17 protein-coding genes are annotated in these 17,242 nt (G+C 33.5%); 9 read left to right on the top strand and 8 right to left on the bottom strand.

Annotated features, from left to right (window positions below; translation table 11 throughout):
- Positions 1 to 108 precede the first annotated feature (108 nt).
- The 3 genes from B0A81_RS06225 to metG form a co-directional block, all read right to left on the bottom strand.
- Positions 109 to 993 carry a DMT family transporter gene (locus tag B0A81_RS06225; protein ID WP_089057215.1) on the bottom strand — a complete coding sequence of 295 codons (885 nt, stop codon included), beginning with the start codon at positions 991 to 993 and terminating at the stop codon, positions 109 to 111.
- A 104-nt stretch (positions 994 to 1,097) separates the two neighbouring features.
- Positions 1,098 to 1,373 (bottom strand): hypothetical protein, encoded by a 276-nt coding sequence (locus tag B0A81_RS06220; protein ID WP_089057214.1) that lies wholly within the window; start codon positions 1,371 to 1,373, stop codon positions 1,098 to 1,100.
- Positions 1,374 to 1,738: 365 nt separating this feature from the next.
- Positions 1,739 to 3,874, bottom strand: a complete 2,136-nt coding sequence (metG, locus tag B0A81_RS06215) for a methionine--tRNA ligase (RefSeq protein WP_089057213.1) — start codon at positions 3,872 to 3,874, stop codon at positions 1,739 to 1,741.
- A gap of 531 nt (positions 3,875 to 4,405) precedes the next feature.
- Here metG and B0A81_RS06210 point away from each other — a divergent pair.
- Positions 4,406 to 4,633 carry a CDGSH iron-sulfur domain-containing protein gene (locus tag B0A81_RS06210; protein WP_089057212.1) on the top strand — a complete coding sequence of 76 codons (228 nt, stop codon included), beginning with the start codon at positions 4,406 to 4,408 and terminating at the stop codon, positions 4,631 to 4,633.
- 60 nt (positions 4,634 to 4,693) lie between these two features.
- On the opposite strand, the gene B0A81_RS06205 is transcribed toward B0A81_RS06210, so the two are convergent.
- The 5 genes from B0A81_RS06205 to B0A81_RS06185 all read right to left on the bottom strand — a co-directional run bounded on the left by B0A81_RS06205 (position 4,694) and on the right by B0A81_RS06185 (position 7,416).
- Positions 4,694 to 5,056, bottom strand: coding sequence for a DUF7716 domain-containing protein (locus B0A81_RS06205; protein ID WP_089057211.1), 363 nt, complete (start codon positions 5,054 to 5,056; stop codon positions 4,694 to 4,696).
- Between the two features lie 23 nt (positions 5,057 to 5,079).
- The gene (locus tag B0A81_RS06200; protein WP_089057210.1) at positions 5,080 to 5,982 is read right to left on the bottom strand and encodes a PhzF family phenazine biosynthesis protein; all 903 of its coding nucleotides are present in this window, start codon (positions 5,980 to 5,982) and stop codon (positions 5,080 to 5,082) included.
- Positions 5,983 to 6,056: 74 nt separating this feature from the next.
- The gene (locus tag B0A81_RS06195) at positions 6,057 to 6,614 is read right to left on the bottom strand and encodes a YdeI/OmpD-associated family protein (RefSeq protein WP_089057209.1); all 558 of its coding nucleotides are present in this window, start codon (positions 6,612 to 6,614) and stop codon (positions 6,057 to 6,059) included.
- Positions 6,611 to 7,126, bottom strand: a complete 516-nt coding sequence (locus tag B0A81_RS06190; protein WP_089057208.1) for a hypothetical protein — start codon at positions 7,124 to 7,126, stop codon at positions 6,611 to 6,613. Before B0A81_RS06190 ends, B0A81_RS06195 begins: the two co-directional genes overlap by 4 nt.
- An 11-nt stretch (positions 7,127 to 7,137) precedes the next feature.
- Entirely contained in the window at positions 7,138 to 7,416 is a 279-nt protein-coding gene (locus B0A81_RS06185; protein ID WP_089057207.1) for a hypothetical protein, read from the bottom strand.
- 204 nt (positions 7,417 to 7,620) lie between these two features.
- Between B0A81_RS06185 and B0A81_RS21610 the strand changes: the two genes are divergently transcribed.
- The 8 genes from B0A81_RS21610 to B0A81_RS06150 all read left to right on the top strand — a co-directional run bounded on the left by B0A81_RS21610 (position 7,621) and on the right by B0A81_RS06150 (position 17,142).
- Positions 7,621 to 7,791: a hypothetical protein gene (locus tag B0A81_RS21610; protein WP_165768042.1), complete on the top strand. Its 171-nt coding sequence runs from the start codon at positions 7,621 to 7,623 to the stop codon at positions 7,789 to 7,791.
- Between the two features lie 57 nt (positions 7,792 to 7,848).
- Positions 7,849 to 8,391, top strand: a complete 543-nt coding sequence (locus tag B0A81_RS06180; RefSeq protein ID WP_089053396.1) for a DMP19 family protein — start codon at positions 7,849 to 7,851, stop codon at positions 8,389 to 8,391.
- A 401-nt stretch (positions 8,392 to 8,792) separates the two neighbouring features.
- A complete protein-coding gene (locus B0A81_RS06175) occupies positions 8,793 to 10,337 on the top strand; it encodes a patatin-like phospholipase family protein (protein ID WP_089057206.1) in 1,545 nt (514 codons plus the stop codon).
- A gap of 280 nt (positions 10,338 to 10,617) precedes the next feature.
- Positions 10,618 to 11,514 carry a hypothetical protein gene (locus tag B0A81_RS06170; protein ID WP_089057205.1) on the top strand — a complete coding sequence of 299 codons (897 nt, stop codon included), beginning with the start codon at positions 10,618 to 10,620 and terminating at the stop codon, positions 11,512 to 11,514.
- A gap of 27 nt (positions 11,515 to 11,541) precedes the next feature.
- On the top strand, positions 11,542 to 12,951 hold the full coding sequence (locus B0A81_RS06165; RefSeq protein ID WP_089057204.1) for a T9SS type A sorting domain-containing protein: 1,410 nt from the start codon (positions 11,542 to 11,544) through the stop codon (positions 12,949 to 12,951).
- 150 nt (positions 12,952 to 13,101) lie between these two features.
- Positions 13,102 to 14,373, top strand: coding sequence for a serine--tRNA ligase (gene serS / locus B0A81_RS06160; protein WP_089057203.1), 1,272 nt, complete (start codon positions 13,102 to 13,104; stop codon positions 14,371 to 14,373).
- A gap of 94 nt (positions 14,374 to 14,467) precedes the next feature.
- A complete protein-coding gene (gene lgt, locus B0A81_RS06155; protein WP_089057202.1) occupies positions 14,468 to 15,301 on the top strand; it encodes a prolipoprotein diacylglyceryl transferase in 834 nt (277 codons plus the stop codon).
- Positions 15,302 to 15,360: 59 nt separating this feature from the next.
- Positions 15,361 to 17,142, top strand: a complete 1,782-nt coding sequence (locus tag B0A81_RS06150) for a tetratricopeptide repeat protein (RefSeq protein ID WP_089057201.1) — start codon at positions 15,361 to 15,363, stop codon at positions 17,140 to 17,142.
- Positions 17,143 to 17,242 lie beyond the last annotated feature (100 nt).

Below are 17,242 nucleotides of genomic sequence, written 5' to 3'. Positions count from 1 at the left end.
ATTTTTTAAAATCTGCTCAATCTGCCAAATCTGCGTGAGAACTTTTTTAAAAATTAATTAATAATCTGTGTTAATTCTTTAAATCTGTGGAAATCTGTGAGCTGTTCTTTACTTAGAAAAAAACTTTTTTAAAGAAATCGTTTTATCGTAAAACGTAATTCTAATTCCGAAAAGTAAAATAATACCACCAAAGACCATTTGTAAAGTTATTTTTTCTTCTAAAAACAACCAAGCTAAAATGGATGTTATTACAGCCTGACTTAATAAACTCAGCGATACTCTTGTTGCACGCATATGTTGTGTCGCATAACTAATCGAAAGCCACGCACACAATTGACAAATTACCGCTTGAAGAACTAATACAAACCAACCGGTATTTGAAAATCCTGTAAAAGGTTCGTTTAAAGAATAACAAAGAATTCCTAAATAAATACTCGATGTAAATAAACTGATTGTCATAAAGGAAAGTACATCAACTTCTGATAATACATTTTTGCTCACCAAAAGATAAATCGAATATAAGATTCCTGATAAAACGGCAAACAGAAAGGCCTGATTGAAATTAAGATCAATAAAAAACTCAAAACCAACCAAAGTTATCATTCCGAATAAAGAAACAATTGTTCCAATCCAGAAATTTGTTGCAGGTTTTGATTTTAAAAATAAAAAGGAACCAATTCCAACCCAAACCGGTGATAAGTTTGTAAGCAATGAAGCCTGCGTTGCACTCGAATCCTGAATAGCGATATTCCAAACCGCAACATCTGATGAAAATAAAATTCCGCAAAGCATTGCCAAAAGCGTAAGTTTTAAACTCGGAAGTTTAAAGTTTTTGCTTAAAAGCACATAAGGCAAAAGCAGAATAACAGCAAAAAACATTCGGTAAAAGGCCGAAATTAATCCTGATGTTAAACGTAATTTAACCAATATCGGGAAAATCGAGATGCAGAGTATACCGCAGATTAGGGCTAATCTTGGTTTGGTGAGTTTCATTTTGTGATTTTAATCGTGTATTATTTTTCAAAGATAGTTTACAAGCAAATACTTTTGAAACTAAAAAGCGTAAAATCAGTTTAGAGTTTACGCTTTTTGTGTTTTTATGCTTTAATCATTTTCTCGCAGGCTTTGTTAATTTCTTTATCAGAAAAAGACCCGAGTGTTTCAGCCAGTATTTTACTGGTTCTAATAGAGTTGATCATTCTGACTCTCAGATCTTGATCGTCGCCCATTTTGGTTAACAGAATAGTCTCGAAAATTTCGGACAAATATTCTGGCTGCTCTCTAAAATCATCTACAAACCAAAGATCTGAGAAAAATTTTGCCATTGCTGTCATTACACCTGCTTCTGTTGTTTTTTGATTTTCTTCTGTCATGATCGAAAATTTTTAACGCACGAAACCCTCATTTTAGGTGTGACAAAATATTCAAAAGAATAGATCAAGGGCAGTTTCCTGCTCCAACACCATGACGAGGGTTTCGCTTATTGTTACTTTAAATAAGTTTATTATCGAAAGTCTTTCAAATATTTTGTCAGTACAAACGTACAAATATAAATTTGAAAAAAACAGAAAAATGTAAGAATTTTATTCTTTTTTAGTTCTACTAATTTTGTCATTTCGAGGAACGAGAAATCTTCGCGAGAAGCTCGACAAAGATTGGATTCTCATTGCGGAGTTACTTGCGAAGATTTCTCGTTCCTCGAAATGACAAACGATATGCTTAGATGTGTAAAATCAGTTTAGTTTACCGTTTCACCATTTGGAGCGTCAGCATCTGGATTTACAAAAACCAGTTTTCCTTCGGCATTTGTTGTCATCAAGATCATTCCTTGACTTTCAACTCCGCGTAAAGCTCTTGGAGCAAGGTTTGCTAAAACAGAAACACGTTTACCAACGATTTCTTCTGGAGAAAAACTCTCGGCAATTCCTGAAACAATTGTGCGAACATCAATTCCGGTATCCACTTTAAGAACTAAAAGTTTGTTTGCTTTTGGCATTTTTTCAGCCTCAAGAATAGTTCCGATACGGATATCCATTTTCGCAAAATCTTCAAACTGAATTAAATCTTTTTGCGGTTCAGGTTGTTTGCTTTCAGCAAGATTAGCCGTTTTTGTTGCTTCCAATTTGTCTATTTGTTTTTGTATTTCTTCGTCTTCAATTTTTGCAAAAAGCAATTCAGCTTCGCTAATTTTGTGTCCAGCCGGAATCAAATCTGAATTTTCAGTAATATCATTCCAACCTAATTTTTTATCAATAAAGATATCTTTTGCATCACGATTTTTCTCTTTCAAGAACTTGCTGAATCCTTCAAAATGTTCTTGAAGATCACCTAAATTCAAGATTTTAGATAATTTAGCAGCTGTAAAAGGTAAAAATGGTTCAGCCAAAACGCTCAACGCCGCAGCAATTTGAAGTGCTACATACATTTGAGTTTTTACACGCTCTGGATTGTCTTTCATTACTTTCCAAGGCTCTTCGTCAGCAAGATATTTGTTTCCTAAACGAGCAACATTCATTAATTCGCCTAATGCTTCACGGAATCTGTAACGCTCAACTGAACTTGAAATTACAGCTGGATACGCTTTTAATTCTGCTAAAACAGCTTCGTCAACTTCACTAAATTCATTTGGCGTTGGAATAACACCTTCATAATATTTGTTGGTTAAAACGACAACACGATTAATGAAGTTTCCAAAAATAGCAACCAATTCGTTGTTATTTCTAGCTTGGAAATCTTTCCAAGTAAAATCGTTATCTTTTGTTTCTGGCGCGTTTGATGTTAATGCATAACGTAAAACATCCTGCTTATCTGGAAATTCTTCTAAATATTCATGTAACCAAACCGCCCAGTTTTTTGAAGTCGAAAGTTTGTTTCCTTCCAGGTTCAAAAACTCATTTGCAGGAACATTGTCTGGTAAAATGTAGCTTCCTTCAGCTTTTAACATCGCTGGGAAAATGATACAGTGAAAAACGATATTGTCTTTTCCGATAAAGTGAACCAATTTCGTTTCTTCATCTTTCCAATATGGTTCCCAATCTTTTCCTTCGCGAGCAGCCCATTCTTTTGTAGAAGAAATATAACCAATTGGCGCATCAAACCAAACGTATAATTTTTTTCCTTCGGCACCTTCAACAGGAACATCAATTCCCCAATCAAGGTCACGCGTTACCGCACGAGGTTCAAGTCCGCCGTCGATCCAAGATTTTACTTGTCCGTAAACGTTAGGTTTCCAGTCATTTTTATGACCTTCTAAAATCCATTTTGTCAAGAAATCAGAATATCTGTCTAAAGGTAAAAACCAGTGTTTTGTTTCTTTTAAAATTGGAGTTTCACCAGTAATTGTCGATTTTGGGTTGATTAAATCAGTCGCGTTCAAAGTCGATCCGCATTTTTCGCACTGATCGCCGTAAGCTTCCGGATTGTCGCATTTAGGACAAGTTCCAACCACAAAACGGTCTGCTAAAAACTGATTTGCTTTTGCATCGTACAATTGCTCTGTAACTTCTTCAATAAAATCGCCTTTATCATACAAAGTTCTAAAGAATTCTGAAGCAGTATCATGATGTATTTTTGCAGAAGTTCTGGAATAATTATCAAATGAAATTCCGAAATCTGCAAACGATTTACGGATGATTCCGTCATATTTATCAATAACTTCTTGTGGCGTAACTCCTTCTTTTTTTGCTTTCATCGAAATTGCAACACCGTGTTCATCGCTTCCGCAGATAAACGCAACGTCTTTATTTTGCAAACGCAAGTATCTAGAATATATATCTGCAGGCACGTAAACCCCCGCCAAATGCCCAATATGTATTGGTCCATTAGTATAAGGCAACGCTGCTGTAATAGTATATCTCTTTGGATTTTGTATCATAACTCAATTTTATTGAGTGCAAAAATAAGCAATAGAATTGAGATTTTGTTAGTGCGTGGAGATTCGCACGCAATTTCACTGAGTTGCACGAAGAAAAAACGCAGAGATTCGCTGAGTTTTTTAATCTCGTAAAGGCGAAGAGGTGCAAAGTTTTTTAACCGTTTTGTCAGGCTGAGCGAAGTCGAAGCCTGCACTAGTTTCACACAATCTTGTCATTTCGACGTAAGGAGAAATCTTCGGAAGTAACTCGACAAAGATTGGAGATTTTAGGAATGGTGTTTCTCGCGAAGATTTCTCCTTACGTCGAAATGACATAAAATGAAGCAAAACTTTGCGATTCTGCAACTTTGCGAGATTGTTTCAGCGTAAATAAATATAAAATCTTTGAGAGCCTTCGACTTCGCTCAGTCTGACAATATTTGTGGTAAAACACCATTAAAATAGAACCAGTTTAAACTAGCATTGCCACTAAAATCTTCAAGATTTATTTCGCAATCTTTGCCTTCCGAAAAAAAACTAAAAAACAAGTTTATGAGCAAGACAAAATTAATCATCAATAAAAATGGATCAATCAAAATCGAAGGTGACTTTGAAATAATGGATTCAGAAGGAGCTGTTTACGGATTACAAGGAAGATCTGCACTTGGTCTTTACCGTTGCGGATTATCTGCAAACAAACCATTTTGCGATGGCGGACACAGAAATAATTTCGAACACGAATCTGTTGCATTCGATTTACCGCCAATGAAAACGAATTAAGAAATTTCGTTTCTGGTTTAACCATAAAAAAAGCTGCATTTTATTGATGCGGCTTTTTTATTATACATCTAAAAAGGTATCATGTTGGCTATAATAGTTTAAACATTCAATTAGTTTATAAATAGTTACGTTCGAATTTTGAGTTGTAGCTAAATCAATAACATCTTGAAAATTACTGCAGGAATATTCAAACCAATAGTTCATTTCTGTAACAATATTTGGAAAGATTTCGTTGGCATTATCGTCAACTTCTACAGTTTCACCAACATATATTATGGTTTCAGCAGAAAGTGATTCATTGTTATCAGCGGTATAAATATCATAATAATAAGCAGCATTATAATTTTGAGAACGATCTTTTTTCTCTTGAACAAATTTTATAAAATCGCTTAAAACCCAAGTTTTGTTTTTAAAGTCTGGCATTTTACTAATTGTAAATATTGTTTTTAGAGATAAAGCACGCCTTTCATTGTAATTATCGATGAACCGCCAACCAAAATATCATTTTCGCGATTCATGACTTCAATAATCGAAGGCTGATTTAATTTTACGCCTTGCAGGATTTTGTATTCGTGATTGAGTTTTGCTTGTTTCTTTTGAGTTAAAAATCCAATTAATGGGCCGGCGGCAGTTCCTGTTGCAGGATCTTCATAAATTCCGATTATTGGATTAAAAAATCTAGTCTCAGCAATATGTTCTTCATTTTGACCTTTTATGGTAAAACAATAAAAGCCTTCAGATTGGTATTCTTTCGAAATTTCGATCAATAGTTTAGGATCTGGAATACAGTCGTTCAGGATTTGACTGTTTTTAATAGGAACCATAGTATGTGAAACTTCGGTTTTAACGATTGTGGGAACAAAGTCGTTGCTGTCTAAATCTTCAATTTTTAAACCAAGTGCAACGGCTAATTTGTATGTTGGAATTTCCTGTCTTAGAACTGCCGATTTTTGATGCATTTGTACTACAGGATAAAAGCTTACAGGATCAAAACTTACGGTTAACGGAATTGCCGCGTGTTTCATGATTACGAAACGAGCGTTTTCTTCTTGGTCTTTAAATATTGGTATTCCTTTTAATAAAGCTCCGCAAACCGCTCCTAATAAATTATGTCCTGCACCGTCAATTTCGATTCCGGTTGGAGTAAATGAACGCACATTTAATGCCTTTTGCGCTGGGGAATAATAAACAAATGAAGTTTCGGAATAGCCAAATTCTTTGGAGATGTTTTGATACGTTTCTAATTCTAAATTGCCGTCTGTAAAAACCACCGAAAGTGGATTTCCTTTATAACTTTCGTTCGAGAATACATCTAAAACATAATATTCTAATGCTTTTCTTCCTTCCATTCCTTTTTCTTTTTTAGCTTAAACTTTTTAGACGGAATAAAGTTAATGCTTAAAAAATATGAAAACAACAGCTTTTACAACATTCGCTTTTGTTCAGCACTTATTGCTATTGCTTTTTCTAATCTCGAAAGTCTGGTTTTTTCTTGTTTGGCGCTCATAATCCAGTGAATCATAATTTTTTTGTACGATGGCGCTTGGTTTTCGAAAAAGTTCCAAGCTGGTTTATTGTCTTTAAATTGTTTTTCAAATTCAGGATTTAGAATTTCGGGTTCTTTTTCATAAGAGTAAATTCCAGATTTTGCATCCGATCTTAGTTCAAAAGCTTTTAATCCCGCTTCTCTCATAAGTCCCGCCTTTGTAAGTTCTTCGACTTTTTTAATGTTGATCGCGCTCCAATTGCTTGATTTTTTTCTTGGCGTAAATCTGTTCGAATAACTTTCTTCGTCAATTGATTTTCGAACACTGTCAATCCAACCAAAACAAAGCGCCTGATCTACAGATTCAGACCAAGTCATAGATGGTTTTTTGGTGCTCATTTTATAGAAACCTACTATAAGTTCGGTTTCTTTGTCATGATTTTTTTCCAGCCATTCTCTAAATTTTTCTGGGGTTGGGAAGAAGATTGGTGTCATTTTGTTTTCGTTTTTAAAGGCGGTGGTGGTGGCGGTAAAATAGCATTTAGATCTCCAAAGTCAATGACTTGTTTTGTTGTGCGAAATTTTAGATTTTTTTTAAATGTGCCTAAAGAATCAATAAAACTATAAAGTTTTTCAGGAGCAACATGTCCATAAATAAAAATCGATTTTGTTTTTCCGTTAATTGAAATATTTATAAGAGAGGCTCCTCCATCGCATAAATTTTCTTGAGTATATTCAGATTTAAACTTTTTTAAGTTTAAACGTTGAAGTTGTTTTTTTAATTTTATTTTTTGATGATTTGCAATTACAGCGTAGAAATTTTCAGTTGGGCCTGGATATCGTCTTTGAAAAAATACGGTGTCACTATTAGTGAATTTAATAGAATTGTCTTCGTCCAAACCCGCAGAAGAAAGAACTAAACTATCAAATGTAAACGCATCTTCTACTTCTTTTTTGCATCCAAAGAAAATAAATAAGATTATGACCAGTAAAGTTGTTTTCTTCATAATTACTAAAATTACAAATTAGTAATAACTCTAATAATCCATAAAAGTACAATGAATAACAAAAAAGAGAATTGAACTTTATTTACTTTTTGGTTTCCAAATTTCTTAACTAAAAAACGATCGATCAATACAATTGCAAAAACTGGAATTAACCAAAACAAAATATAAATTCCCATTAATCCATCTGGGGCAGAACTTCCGTTTATCAGGATTACAGCGTAAATAATTCCAATAATAATAGAGAGAATTCCTGCGACATAGAATAAGGTTAGGTTTTTTGGTAGACTCATAGAATTGGCAGTTTCAAGATTTTGATAGGTAAATTATTAATTCTGTAATAAACTTACAAAAAAATATGGTTCGAATAAATACAGTTTTAATTAGAGTTGCTAATAAACAGCTCGACCTGTCGTTACAAAAAACGCCGAAAAATAGTATTGATTATATCATTATTTCGACGAAATTTGCAAAGCAAAACAGTAAGGATGTGAATCATGGCAAAAGGACCTGAAAAGAATACTAAAAACAAGGCTTTACATACCAAATTACTAAATCGTAAAAAGGCTAAACTTCAAGAAGAAAAAAAAGAACGCGCTTTACGATTGAAAGCTTTAGTTGCGAAAATGAATGAAATGAAGAAGAATGATGAATCTGATGCGGTCTAAAAACGCATTGTATTTCTTAAGTCTTTAAATTTTAAAATAATCTCAAAATAAAACAAAATGGAGGAATTCGGTAGAATTATAGTTTCTGAAACAGCAATGGAAAGTGAAAATCCGCAGGATATTATTAACTCAAATATTTCGGTAATCAACCTGATGCGCGAAGAAAAAGTAGATGACGATTTGATTCACGAAGATGCTTTATTGAGTTATTATTTAGATTATTATGCGTCGCAGTATGCAGCTGGTAATTTTTCGCAGTTTGTTTATAATTCTGGTTGGAACAAAGAACTAAACGAATTGATTGAAGAAGGTTTGACTTTGATTGGTGCCGAAAAACATTTGGAGTTATTTCAGGCGCAAGCTAAAAGAGTCAAATTATTGAGCAGCGTAAAAATTGCTAAATTTCTTAAAGGAAAGTTCGAAGGTGTAAACCCAACAAGAGACTTGCTAAATAATAATACTTATTTTGAATTAGATGAAAACTTGGTAGAACTAAATGCCAATTTCCTAAAAAACCACCCTGATTTTGAAGTGCTTCCTGTAGATGAAATATTTGCAGTTTTGGAAGAGTTTGTTGGGCATGAAATAAAAAGAGCTTAGTCTTTTAGGTTCAAAGGTTCAGAGCGGCAAAGGTTCAAAGGTTTTGTGATTGGTTACTCTTTTTAAAACTGTTGTTTAAAAAGAGTAAGACCTCACTAAAAGTATTGCTTAACCAGTTGGTTTGTAATTATCTGAAAAATAATCTAACACATAGGAACATAGATTTATATTTAAAAAAGGATACAAAAAGAAACATATTTCTTTCGCATAGAACAGCTATGATATATTTAGAAAAAGTGAAATGCTTAGTTTTCGATTGCAAAGCTGTGTTTCTGTGTGTTGAAAGTAATTATACTCAACAGAGAAAACTTAACAAATCTTTACGTAGTCCTGCTATTATTTTGTGAAATAACTTTATTAATTTCGCTTTGAGTGTTTTACGGATTTTAAAAAGGCCCAAAATGAGAAATAAATACTGTCAAATTTTGCTGATTCTTTTTGTTCAAGCAGCAATTTCTCAAAACAAAATCAATCTTTTTTCTGAAATCAATTACAGCTCTATTCCTGCAGTTTCTTTAAATGATTATAAATCGGTTCAGGAAAGAGATTCCAATTTTCAGAATCCTAATATTGCACTTGGCATAAGTATTTCTGGCGGCGGTTCAAGAGCTCAGTTTTTTAGTATGGGCGTTCTTCTTGGGCTTGAAGAAATTAGCGAGAACAATCTGCAGCGCAATTTTTTAAACGAAATCGACTATTATTCAACAGTTTCCGGCGGCTGCTTTTCGGCAGGATATTATTTAACGATTCTCAAAAATAAATTATATCAAGATAACTGCTCTTTCAACGAGTTTTATTTTTCAAAAGCAGATGCTTACAAAGACTATGTCGATAAATCGGCCAATATATTGTCGCTTTTAAACAACAGTCGGAACGAAAAAGGAGATCGAGTATCGATGACACAGCGCATTGATGCCGATATTTTACAGTATGATGCTCTAAATCCTGACAACAAAGATAAATTTGGAAAACAAATGCTGCTGTCTGATTTTTTTATTCCAAAAGAGAGTAAAACAGTGCCTTTGATGCCAATGTTTATTGCAAACGGAACTGCTTTTAATAATGGAGAACGAATTCCGTTTATGCCGCACATTATTAAAGGATTAAAACTTAATGCATCGCTTGCGCCAAATAGAGCTGCGTTGCCATTAAACGAAAGTGAAATTAATGACGGATATAATTTTCCTGTAACGTATGGCATTACGGCAAGTTCTGCGTTTCCAGGCGTTTTGCCAAAGGTTAAATTTGGTGTCAAAGATCAAAGTAAAATATTGTGTATTATAGATGGCGGCGCCTCAGATAATATGGGATATAAAACTTTGGCGGAAGTACTTCACAGCGATACTAGAGTCAATGATAAAAATAAAAAAGCCGTTTTTATTGATTGTCTTGGTCAAGGAAAAAAAGAACCTTATATAAACGACACAAAAATTGGTCTTCTTTCGTTGTTTGAAACGGCCTCACTTTATACTGTTCAAACACGATATATAACTTTTGACAAAGATGTAGAAAGTACTTTTGAAAGATATAAAATTCCAGTTAAGAATTATCAGATAATTGGTTTTACTACAATTCGTGATCACTTGTTGAAAATGGAGAAAGATCAAGATTACAATGATTTAGTAGCAGAATTGAAAGGAACAAACGACGATTCCAGCAGTTGGATTAAGCTGTTTGCCAATTTTAAGGAAGATTTGGTCACTAGATTTGGTGAAAGTGTTTTTAAAAAAGATAAAGACGGCGAAATAATAGTTGCAACACTCGATAAAGATAAATTTCCAGAATTGACCGCAAGCGAAGTTTTACTGTTGTATGAATATGCTTCTCATGTTGAAACAAAATTGCGAATTACAGCGCAGGAAAGAGATATTTTGCTTTTATCAGGACGCTTTGCTGTGTTTTTGAAAACAAATGAACTGAGAGAATTGCTGGTAGAATATAAGTAAATTAATTTGTTGAGTGTAACCGCAAAAAAAACATAGATTTTGTGTCTAAAAAAGGAAGTGAAAAGAAACGCATTTCTTTCGCATAGTGCGGCTCGGTGTGTTTTAAAAAAGGGAAACGCCTAATTAATTTTAGACCATAAAAATCTATGCTTTTATGTGTTGAAAGTAATTACAAGCAGTGGGTTAAATTAAGAACTTTCTTAAAAATGTGATTTTAATTAAAAAAGCGTAGGCAGAATATTTTATATTTGGAAGCCCCGAATTATTAAAATCAATAACAATGAGAATTAAACCCTACTTAATTCTCAGTGGAATTTTTCTGTTTTTATCTTCCTGCGGAAAGAAAGAGAAAGAGATTACTGAGGAAAATACCCCATCGCTGGCTCTTAAAGCAGAGATACCTAAACCAGTTGATAAACTGATTTTTAAGAATAGTGAATACATAATTTCTTCTGACGAATTAGATTTAAGTCTGCTCAAGAAAGTGGCTGAAAACTTGAAAATCGAATACAAAGCGGTCAAAATAGAAGATGTCAGCTCCATTAAATTCAATGACGAAATAACTTTTTTCGTCATTTGTATTATTAGAAAAGAAAGCAAATCAAAATCAAATAATGAAGATCGAGGTAATTATTACGAAAGAAAATATGTTTTCGTAAACAACAACGATGGGAAAATCCTGGCTGAAGAATCTGATGCTAATCTTGGTTATTATGAGAATGAAGATTTAAGAGTTGGTAAAACCTATATTCTGAAAAATTTATTGCAGCTGAATGAAAAAGATCAGGCAATTGCTTTTAGTACAGCCGTATATTCCAACAGCAGAGTTGTAGTGTATTCTGAGGAAAAGCTTACTGTCGTGAGTTTCGACGGAAATAAAATGAAAAGGTTATTATACGAATATCCAATTCGGTCTGTAAATGGAGATTCAGACGGCAGCGGGACTTATCAACTTGAGACGCTGGAAACAGGTATTAGTATTTCTGACATTCAGTCAAATGGATTTTATGATTTATTGGTTTCAAAAATATTTTCGTATGAAGCGGCTGCCGAGGAAGATTTAGAAAATGATATTCAGAAAATGAATGATTTAAAAGTTAAAAAAGAATTTCAAAGGTTACGATACAATGGTGAAATCTACTCGTTTAAAAAAGACGATCAAAGCCGATTTTTATAATTTTACGCGTAAATAGAAACTGAAAAAATGCTAAAAAAAATACTTCTTGTTTTACTGATATTGCCTGTTTTCTTGTTGGCGCAAGAAAAACAAAAAGAAATATCGGATAATGTGACTCGTTATTTTTACGATGATCAAGTGGTGTCTATTGAAATTTGGTATGGAATCGATAAAAAACCAGACAGTTCTAAAACTTATTATTCGAGTGGAAAACTAAATGAAGTTTTCTATTTTGATAAAGAAGGCAAAAAAGATGGAGATTGCTATCAGCTTAACAAACAAGGTGAAAAACTCGTAACGTGGAACTTTGTGCATGGAAAATTAACAAGTCGAGTAGATCATAAACTGCCTTTTAATAAAGATCGAGAAGAAACTACCAAGAAAGCACTAAAAATGCTGATTGAAATTAATACAAAGACCAATTTTAACCCAACAAAAATTAATGATCTCTACAATCGCGGGGTTTTAAGAATCAGTCTTGGTAATGCAACACTGGCAATTGAGGATTTAAAAAGGGTCGAATATGCGATTGACAAAGATCCAAAAAACAAGAATTTAGTTTTATCAGACTCAGCGCAAAAGAAAGCGGCTTCCTTTCGAAGTAAACTTTACGATCGTATTGCAAGTATATATGGATCACTCGAAATGGAAAGTTTCGCGTTTCACTATTATTATAAAGCAATCCAGAATGCGCCCAATGATTATCGCATTCTATATAATTTTGCAACATTGTTGCAGCAGAGAAAATCATATGATTTGGCACGTTATTATTTAGAGAAAATTATAGCCGCAAAACCAGATCATGCCCACGCGAGATGGGGACTTGCTAGATTGTACAGTGACATGGGCGAGTATGAAAAAGCAATGGACAATATCATGTTTGCTTTTGTATCTGAAAAAGCCATTATCGAAAGAACAACAGGATATGGCGGACGTGATTTAAGAACAACTAGAGGTTTAATCTATCATAAACTTGGAGAATCGGATAAAGGAATTGCCGATTTGAAGATCGCTTTGGATATGGATAAAAACAATTCGTATGCTATGAAAAACCTCGGAATCATTTATCTTGATCAAAAAAAGTACGAAGAAGCCTGTGTCTTATTTACAAAAGCAAAAGAATTAAATTATACTTTGGCGTATGATGAATTTGATTTGGATATGCTTTTAGAAAGTGCCTGCAATAATATGCCGCCAAAAGAAGACGCAAAAAGCAAGCCCTTTGTTTTTCCAAATCCCGCCGTAACAACAATTACAATTGAGAATTTGAATTCTAAAAACTTTGATTTTGAGTTTTTTAACTTTGAATCCGTGTCGGTTTTAAAAGGAAAAACAAGCGACGGAACGATAAATGTTTCCGGATTACTTTCTGGATTTTACATTTTAAAAGTTACAGTTGGCAATTCAGTACAAACTTTTAAAATGATAAAAGATTAAACTTTAAAAAGACTTTACAAACCTTTAGGGAAACCGCGTATATATGTGCGAAATATTCCTTTCCTCAAAAACTTTGTCATAATCTTAGGAAACATTTGCTTAAATTTGCTTCCGTTATAAAAAATATACAATAGTTATAAAAAACAAGCTATGTTACAAATCGCATTTATTAGAGAAAATCAGGAGAAAGTAATCAAGGCTTTAGCAAAACGAAATATCGATGCTAAAAGCGTTGTTGAAGAGGTGGTGAAATTAGATGAAAATCGTCGTGCTGCGCAAGTTGAGCTAGACAATATTTTATCTGAATCTAATAAATTGTCCAAAGACATAGGCGAATTAATGAAAGCGGGAGAGAAATCTAAAGCCGCAATTTTAAAAGAAAAAACCGTTTCATTAAAAGAAAAAAGCAAAGAACTTGGCGAAAAAGCAGAAGCTTTGGCTGTTGAGCTGACTAATAAATTATACACGCTTCCAAATCTTCCAGCAGATATCGTTCCTGAAGGAAAAACTCCAGATGATAATTTGAATGTTTTTCAAGAAGGCGATATTCCAGTTTTGCATGAAGGTGCACAACCACACTGGGAATTGGTTAAGAAATATGATATCATCGATTTTGAATTGGGTGTAAAAATTACAGGAGCAGGTTTTCCTGTTTACAAAGGAAAAGGAGCTCGTTTACAACGTGCTTTGATCAATTATTTTTTAGATAAAAATACAGCAGCAGGATATAACGAAGTTCAAGTACCGCATTTGGTAAATGAAGCTTCAGGTTATGGAACTGGGCAATTGCCAGATAAAGAAGGACAGATGTATCATGCTGGAATTGATGATTTATATTTGATTCCAACAGCTGAGGTGCCAGTTACCAATTTATTCCGCGACGTTATTTTAAACGAAAGTGAATTGCCGGTTTTACACACCGCTTATACACCATGTTTCCGTCGTGAAGCAGGTTCATATGGAGCGCACGTACGTGGATTAAACCGTTTGCACCAATTTGATAAAGTTGAAATCGTTCGTGTTGAGCACCCAGATAATTCATACCAAGCGCTTGACGGAATGGTAGAGCACGTAAAGAATATTTTGCAAGAACTGAAATTACCATACAGAATTTTACGTTTATGCGGTGGTGATATGGGCTTCACATCAGCTTTAACCTATGATTTTGAAGTGTTCTCTACAGCGCAGGATCGCTGGTTAGAAATTAGTTCAGTTTCTAACTTCGAAACTTTTCAAGCAAACCGCTTAAAACTGCGTTTTAAAGACAAAGATGGTAAAAACCAATTGGCACACACATTAAACGGAAGTTCATTGGCTTTGCCTAGAGTTTTAGCAGGAATTATAGAAAATTATCAAACACCAGAAGGAATAGTAATTCCAGAAGTTTTACGCCCTTACTGTGGTTTTGACATCATAAATTAAAAATTTCGTACATTTAGGGTTAAACCTAACAGGTTTTTTTAAACTTGTTAGGTTTTCTTAATTGTAACAGTCAGCATAATTAAAATTGAAGAGGATGAATGGAGTGTTAAATTGGAATGTAGATCCTGTTATTTATTGGATAACAGATAGTTTTCCTTTGAAGTATTACGGAGCGCTTTTTGCCTGTGGTCTTTTATTGGGATATTATATCGTAAGGAATATTTATAAAAAAGAAAATCTTTCTGTAGAGAATCTGGATAGTCTGCTGGTTTATGTAATTGTTGGAACAATTTTGGGTGCAAGATTAGGGCATGTTTTTTTCTATGAGCCTGAATATTTTATGAAGCATCCGGTCGAGATTCTTTTGCCGATAAAAGAAACAGCAGGAGTTTATAAATTTGTTGGATATCAGGGTTTAGCAAGTCACGGCGGATCAATAGGTGTACTGATTGCATTGGTTTTATACTGTCGAAAATATCATGTAAAGTTTTTATGGCTTTTAGATAAAATGGCAGTTGGAGTTCCAGTAACAGGAGCATTTATAAGATTTGGGAATTTTATGAATTCTGAAATCTACGGAAAAGCTACTAACGGAAATTGGGGAGTTGTTTTTCAAAGAGATGATATGATTCCGAGACACCCAACACAATTGTATGAAGCATTTGCTTATCTATTGATTTTTGGTATTTTGTTTAAAATGTATAAATCAGAAACCATTAGAAATGCCAATGGATTGATTTTTGGCACCTTTTTAACTTTACTATTTTTAGCTAGATTTATAATTGAATTTTTTAAGGAAAATCAAGAAAGTTTCGAGAACGATATGCTCTTTAACATGGGACAATTATTGAGTATTCCTTTTATAATTATTGGCATAATTTTGATTGTTTTAAAATCAAGAAAAAAAAGCGATTACGCAGGAGTTTAATAATTACTGTGTTTGATTCTAAATCGGATAACTAAAAGCCGCAACTTAATAAGCTGAATATGAAAAACATCTTTATCTATATCGTTTTGTTGTGGTCTGGTTTTGTGTTTTCGCAAAACGAGCAATTGGCAAATAATTACTACGAGAAAGGCGATTTTGAGAAAGCTAAACTGATTTATGAGGAGCTTGTAAAAGGTTCGCCCTCAAATACTCAGTATTTTTTAAGAACGGTAGACTGTTATCAACAGCTGCAAATGTATGATGTTGCCGAGAAAACGATTCAGGATCGCTATAACAAATACAAACAAGGTGTTTTTTTAGTTGAATTAGGATATAATTTTCAGTTGCAAAAAAATGATTCTAAGGCTAAATCTTACTACGAGCAGGCAATCGATAAAATCAAAACAAGCCCTAATGATGTTTATGGAATTGGTAATTCTTTTGAGAAAAAAGTTCTGCTTGAATATGCGGTAAAAGCTTATCAAACAGGAATGCAGGTGCAGCCCAATTATAATTTTAACTTCCAAATTGGGATGTTATACGGTCAGCTTGGGAAAACAGATCTAATGATAGATATGCTGCTGACAGAATCGTATCAGAATCCGCAAAACTCCAATTTGATACAAACACAGCTTGCCCGTTTTATGAATGGGGAAACTGATAATACAGCATTTAAAGATGCTATGCGAAAAGCCTTGATTTTAAAAACGCAAAAAGATCAGGATGTTTTTTGGAATCATTATCTAAGCTGGTTTTATGTACAGCAGAAAGAATTTGGAAAAGCATTTATTCAAGAGAAAGCAATTTACAAACGCGAACCAGAATCATTAATAAGCATTGTAAACCTGAGTCAGTTTGCCATAAATGAAGATGATACTGACACGGCAGAAGAAATATTGAATTTCATTCTTCAAAACACCAAAGATTTAGATTTATTGGTAGAGAGTAATGCCCGTTTAATGCAGATTAAAATCGATAAAGCGCAGGAAAAAGATTATCCCGCAATTACAAATGAGCTGCAGCAATTGCTCACAACTTACGAAATAACTCCTTTTACCTTATCTTTGCAATTAATTCAAGCGCATTTTTTAGCTTTTAATCTAAAAAAGACAGAAGAAGCTAAGGTAATTGTGAAAAAAGCTCTGGAATTAAATTTGAACGCATATCAGCAGGCAGACGCTAAAATGGAACTTGCAGATATTTTGTTATTAGAAGAAAAATTCAATCAGGCATTAATTTATTATTCGCAGATTCAATTAGATCTAAAGAATGATGTTATGACGTATGAAGCAAGTTTAAAAGCTGCTAAAACAAGTTATTTTAAAACTGATTTTGATTGGGCTTTAACACAGTTTAAAGCATTAAAATCGGCAAATACACAATTGATTGCGAACGATGCTCTAGAGTATTTTTTGTTAATAAACGATAATAAAGCTGCGGATTCGACACAAACGGCTTTGAAACAGTTTGCAAAAGGTGATTTTTTAATTTATCAAAATAAAAAACCAGAAGCAATTGCGCAGTTTCAAAGCATATTAAAGACTTATAAAGGGCAGGAAATTGAAGCTGTTACAATGTTGCGTTTAGGCAAAATTTACGAAAGTTTGAAGGATTACAATTCGGCTTTAAGCCAATACCAACAAATTATCGATCACCACAGTGACGGAATTTATGTTGACGAAGCGCTGTTTTTTTCGGCAGAAATTTACAACGATGAATTGCACGATACAGAAAAGGCAAAGCCTTTATATGAAAAGGTAATTTTTAATCATCAGGATAGTATTTACTTTGTTGATGCCAGAAAAAAATACCGAGAGTTAAGAGGGGATAAGAATTTATAAATTCCAAATTCCAAAGAAAAGAATTAATAATGCGATGATTCAATAAAGGATTAAGTGCCTAAAAAGAAAAACTTAATACTTTAGAATCTCAGAATCTTTA

It is taken from the genome of Flavobacterium plurextorum (assembly GCF_002217395.1).
GTDB classification, from domain to species: Bacteria; Bacteroidota; Bacteroidia; order Flavobacteriales; family Flavobacteriaceae; genus Flavobacterium; species Flavobacterium plurextorum.
The sequence above is the reverse complement of the archived record's forward strand: the minus strand, read 5'-3'. Positions and strand labels throughout refer to the sequence as shown.